Genomic DNA, 5,591 nt, shown 5'->3' with positions numbered 1-5,591 from the left:
CAATGCAGGCTTCGAAAAGCAGATGGGAGGCCGTGCCAAACTGGAAAGCTACATCGAGCAGGCGATCCCCATGAGTCGATGGGCGACAGTTGAAGAGATTGGCCATGGGATCGTCTATTTGGCTTCAGATGAATCCGCTTTTATGACGGGGCAAGCCCTGGTTATCGATGGCGGTGAATGCATTTAGTGATGGGTTAGACCGCTCAAGAGAATGTCTATCGCCGCAATTCATTTTGGCGAGCACATTTCAGTCCGCTTTGGGCTCGGAGCAGACTTTCGGCAGAATTCAGTAAATGTCGGCTACGCGGACAAAGCCGCCGGAGCATTTTCGGATGCGATTGGCTGGTATGTGCAGAATGCTGCCTATTCCCTAATGAATCGTTGGCGTGCGGGTCGACAGCTATCCCAACATTGTCAAACCCAGATGACGGTCGGATGTTTCCTCCACATTGTACCTAAGCGCGGAATCATCATTCTTTGGTCGCATCGCTGTCGTTATCCACGGCCACGCTTTCGGGCAGGTCTGCCGCGCCCTGGGCGCCGAACTCGTCGAAGGTGGACACCCCCTTTGACTTCCAAGCCCTTACACGCTCTTCAGCCGCTTTGGTGAGCTCCTGATCAGATCCGGCATCGGGCGCCAAATAGGTGGTTTGTGAAGGAAAAGCAAAACCTGATCCCGAACTTGCAACGATCTCCATAATCCGCAGGTTCAAATCTTCGACAACCTCACGATACATGAGAAGATTCCGCGTTTTGATGTAGGTGAACATTCGAACATCAAGGGAATAAGCGCCGAACTTCAGGAACCTTACATGTAGTTGATCCGTTGCAACGCTTGGGTGTTCGCCTAACATTTTGCGTATTTCCATCAGCAGATAGCGAAGCTGGTCTGGTGTCGTCTCGTATCGAAACTGCAACACGTTGTCGTAAAGGAGCATTCGGACACGCGAAAAGTTCACGATATGCAGTTGCGAAAACTGCGAGTTCGGAATCGTTACGACCCGCTCATCCAGGCGCCGAATGCGTGTTGAACGCAGGCCGATTTCCTCGACCGTGCCAACATGATCGCCGAATTCGCAAAGATCGCCAATTCGGACTGGTTTGTCGGCAAACAGGACAAACCCGCCGATGACATTTTCGAGTGTGGGCCGAGCAGCAAGTGCTAGCGCGAGTCCGCCCACGCCGAGCCCTGCCACCAATGGCGCGATGTTGAGGCCGAAAAACTGCATCGCCTCGACCGCCAGCGCGATCAGCACGAGAATGGCAATGGCATGTGCTGCCAGACGCACGAAATGCGGGCTGATCCTCTCTCGTCCAGTGGCCGCGCGGGTTGCCAATTCCGTAAGGACGCGAAAGGCAAGGAACACGATGACGACGATGAACCCGACAGCCAGAACGCGAAGAGCGACGGACGCGATAGCCCGGGCCTCGAAACGGAAACCAATAACATTGTTGAAAAGGTAATCGGCTCCGACTGTCAGGATCACCATCCCGGCAGCCAACCTGGTTTTTGAGATGTCCGAACTTTCGACGGCCCCGAGCCTCTTGAAACTGCGCGGGATCAGAGCGAGCACCAAACTGAGCAGCAGCAAGACAACGACCCACTTCCAGACCGGATTGCTGGCGACACGTAAGCGCGCCCATTCAGGCAGTTCTTCGACCCACCGGTAGGGCACGGTCAACTGTGGATAATCCACATAGACCTCGTAAGTTCCGGGCAAAAAACCTGCCTGAACAGGAAGATCCCGAACGCGATTGTAATAGTCTGCGGCACTTCGGATCGTATTCGCACTAAACAGATAGCGCGTGGGGTCGTCATCGGCTTCTATGCGGACAATCGAAACCTGGGTGTTCGGGACAGTCCAGACGTCGATCGCATCCTCGTGCGCACCAAAATCGCCGGGGATGTCAGATGGGTCCGGTAGCTCTGTGCGCGACAGCACTTCATAGAGCAGCAGGCTCGCCTCCATGCCCGCCGTTCCGCGATCCGATGCCGGTATTTCACTTAGGTCGAGTGTCGAATCCGCCCGGGCGAAATGGTCAAAAATCTCATGCGCCGGTCGCCCATCGTGCAGTGCGGCGATGCCCGATTGGCTCGCGGCAAGAAAACTCGACAATGTCGCTCGCGGGCTTGAGGTGTCCGCAGGGGCGAGGGGGAAGATCCCGTCAGCGCGGGCATTTTGCGACATGAGAGCAATCAGCGCGAAAAAACATGCTGCAAACACGCGCTTTGAAATGTGTCCTGGACCCAAGTACATGTGCCAATTCTGGCCCCGGAACAGTGCCAGTCAATAGCCAAGACTCCTTTACGTAGGACCAATCTATTCATTGTGCAGTGCATACGTCTGCCCGGGTCGTCGCATTGACAGAATGTCGAAGCAGGTCAGACTAGGCAGATCGCACCCGGTGGCAGGTGTAATCGGAACCGGCCGTCAAAAGGTGTTTCCAGTGCGTGCCGATTGGCTTAGTGTTTCTGTGACTACTCGTCTTGGAGCATTAAGATGCGATTTTTCCTGTGCTTTTTGTTTGTCTTTTCTGCCGTTTCATCTCAGGCGCAAGAGACAACGTCGATCCTAATCACCAATGTGAATGTCTTTGACGGGTCTTCGGAAGACCTGATCGAGGGTGCGCAGGTCTTGATCGAAGGCGAGAAGATTTCGGCCGTTTCAACCACTGCGCTGGATCACCCTGATGCCACGGTTATCGACGGCGGTGGACGTACGCTGATGCCGGGCATGATCGACAACCATTGGCATGTGACCTTTGCTGAGATCCCGGGTGACATTCTGCTGGTCGGCGACGTGCCGGAACTCACCATTCGTGGCGTGCTCGCTGCGGAAAAGACGCTTATGCGCGGGTTCACAACAGTCCGGGACGTTGGCGGCAACCCGTTCGCAATCAAGAAAATGACTGATGCCGGGGCGATAGTCGGTCCGCGCATTTACCCGTCGGGTCCGCCGATCAGCCAGACATCTGGTCATTTCGATTTTCGCGATAAGAATGCGGTGCCGGTTAATCCGGGTGATCCACTAAATTACTGGGAGCGCAACGCCTTTCTGATGACTGCCGACGGCGTGCCCGAAGTCATGAAACGTGTGCGAGAGAACCTGCGCATGGGGGCCAGCCAGATCAAGCTCGCAGCTGGCGGCGGAACGTCCTCGCAGTTTGATCCGCTTGATGTTCAACAATTCACGCTTGAAGAGATGAAGGCGGCGGTCGATGTGGCTGCCACCTGGAACACCTATGTCACGGTACATGCCTACACTGTGGGCGCCATCCGGACAGCCATCAAGGCCGGCGTGCAGTGCATCGAACACGGCCAGCTTCTGGACGACGAGACGATGAAAGAGATCGCTGACAAGGGGATCTGGCTCGCGCTTCAGCCGTTTTTTATTGATGACGAGTCCCAGTATGCGCCCGACCCTGTCGTGGCTGCCAAGCAAAAGCAGATGGTTAAGGGCACGACCAACGCCTATGAACTGGCAAAGAAGCATGGAGTGAAGGTTGCCTGGGGCACCGACATCCTCTTTTCACCGGCCGGCGCCGATGCGCAGAGCCAAATGGTGGTCCTGATGCAGAGCAAGCTGGGGTATTCACCCTTTGAGACGCTCAAGATGGTGACGCATGACAATGCGCAGCTGTTGAAGCTGTCCGGCCCGCGCAACCCCTATCCCGGGGATCTGGGCGTGATCGCCAAAGGCGCATATGCCGACCTTATCTTGGTGAAGGGAAACCCGCTCGAAGATTTGACACTTGTTGCCGATCCGGCCGCGAATTTCGATCTCATCATGAAGGGAGGCGTGATCTATAAGAACGAGCTGGATTGACGTGTTGGTACGTCGGTTAACGTTGCGCCGGTTGGCGTCGTCCGCGGCGCTGTCAGTTACCGTTGCTTTGCCTGCAGCAGCAGAGATCATGGGTGGACCGTCATCGGTCAGGACAGAGTTGCTGCTTTCGTATGCGCCGCCCGATCCCAAGTATCGCTACGACTTCCCTCGCAACCTGATCCCCGGTTACTTCGACTGGAAAGACAGGCTTGGAGCGCAGGGGATCAAGTTCAACTTCGAATATCTTTCGCTTGGCCAATCGATCAACGCGTCGTTTGGGCCGGGCCAAGCCGCCGGTGGGTTGGCACGGCTATATGGCGCATGGCAGGCAACCCCCAACGGGGCGCTGACGTTCAAGATTGAAAACCGCCACAGCTATACAAACGTGCCGCCAGCAGCCCTGGGAGCAGCCTCCGGCGTTCTCGGTGTCACCGGCACGGTGTTCAGCGACACCGGGACAATCGTGACGAACTTATTCTGGACACACTCGGCCACCGACAAGAGGTGGGCGATCCGATTCGGCCTAATTGATGTGACCGACTATCTTGATTCATACGGTTTGGTGAGCCCATACTCGGCCTTCCAAAACGCCGCGTTCAGCACCAGCCCAACAATTGCCGCGCCAAACCAGGGGCTCGGCGTGGCCGCGGCTGCACGCCTGGGCGACAACGTCCTCGTGTTTGGGACGATCGGCGACGCCAATGCCGACCCGGCCTCCCCGAACCTTGACGTCTTCAGGGATGGGGAGCTTTTCAAGAGCTTGGACCTAGTCTTAACCAATGATGAGGATTTGGCTTTTTACAACAACGCTCACCTGACCTTCTGGCACACGGACGCAGCCAGCGACGGTAGCCGCACCGAAGACTACGGAGCGACGATTTCGTTTTCAGCACTTCTGGAGAACGGTCTTTATCCGTTCTTTCGGGCCGGGCGTTCGCGCGGCACAGCGGCTCTCTATGACAGGTCTGTTTCTGCAGGACTGGGACTTTTCGTTGCAAACGGTGATCTCGCGGGTGTTGGTGTGGACTGGTCCGGTGCCCGCGGCATCGACGGTTCGCAGTTCACGGCCGAAGCCTTTTACCGTTTCTCACTTTCTCCGGGACTTGAACTGACACCGTCTCTTCAGTTCATCAGTAACCCACTGCTCGATCCGGCACGCGCTAAAGTCACGCTGATCAGTCTTCGTGCACGTTTGATCTTCTGATCGGCGAGTTGCGGGAGTACAGGCTGAGATTTGGTGGAAACCACCCATGCCAACCCTTCGAAATCTCCCAAAGAAGCAATCCTAACTGGGTCATGCCTATCGTCGCGTGATCCGTGAACTTGTCGAAAACTGAATTCGCAGAGGTGGCATTCGCTAGCTCGTCTGCACCAGCCCGACAATGCTACTGAGGAGCCGACGGGGGAAGAGCCGCCCAAAACTCGCTCCATCCTAGACCCCGGTTGAATTCCACCTAGCGCGATTGCCCCGCTCATTGCAGTAAGGTCCGCAAAAGTCTACCTGCTGCCTTGCGGTGTCGCAGCATTTTCTCCGATCCGAGCTCTCGTAGGATGTCAGCTCTTTCGTGAGCGGCGATATCAGCGTGCACCTGCAGAAAGTGTCCGCAATCAGTGGTACTTGCGTGATGCTGCGCTCCGGATCTACGACCGCTTTGGGCTCAAAGCCGTCATCCGACGGCATTAGCGATTAGACCGGTTTGTGGTTGCGAGCGGTCATTGGGGCCGCTCTCAGGATTGGTCCGACATCGGCCCTCCCAGTACTAT

The 5,591-nt window shown here is 56.3% G+C and carries 4 protein-coding genes; 3 read left to right on the top strand and 1 reads right to left on the bottom strand.

What is annotated here, in order from left to right; all coding sequences use genetic code 11:
- The coding region (locus tag AC2FML_RS19200) for an SDR family oxidoreductase (protein WP_496784102.1) at window positions 1-187 on the top strand (187 nt) is incomplete at its 5' end.
- Between the two features lie 283 nt (window positions 188-470).
- Here the strand turns inward: AC2FML_RS19200 and AC2FML_RS19195 are convergent.
- Window positions 471-2,258 (bottom strand): mechanosensitive ion channel family protein, encoded by a 1,788-nt coding sequence (locus AC2FML_RS19195; RefSeq protein ID WP_496784101.1) that lies wholly within the window; start codon window positions 2,256-2,258, stop codon window positions 471-473.
- 243 nt (window positions 2,259-2,501) lie between these two features.
- Between AC2FML_RS19195 and AC2FML_RS19190 the strand changes: the two genes are divergently transcribed.
- Both AC2FML_RS19190 and AC2FML_RS19185 read left to right on the top strand, forming a co-directional pair.
- A complete protein-coding gene (locus tag AC2FML_RS19190; protein ID WP_496784100.1) occupies window positions 2,502-3,827 on the top strand; it encodes a metal-dependent hydrolase family protein in 1,326 nt (441 codons plus the stop codon).
- 88 nt (window positions 3,828-3,915) lie between these two features.
- On the top strand, window positions 3,916-5,031 hold the full coding sequence (locus AC2FML_RS19185; protein ID WP_496784099.1) for a carbohydrate porin: 1,116 nt from the start codon (window positions 3,916-3,918) through the stop codon (window positions 5,029-5,031).
- Window positions 5,032-5,591 lie beyond the last annotated feature (560 nt).

The organism is Ruegeria sp. BHSC029 (assembly GCF_059613085.1).
Note: the sequence above shows the minus strand (reverse complement) of the source record. Positions and strands in the feature narration are given on the sequence as shown.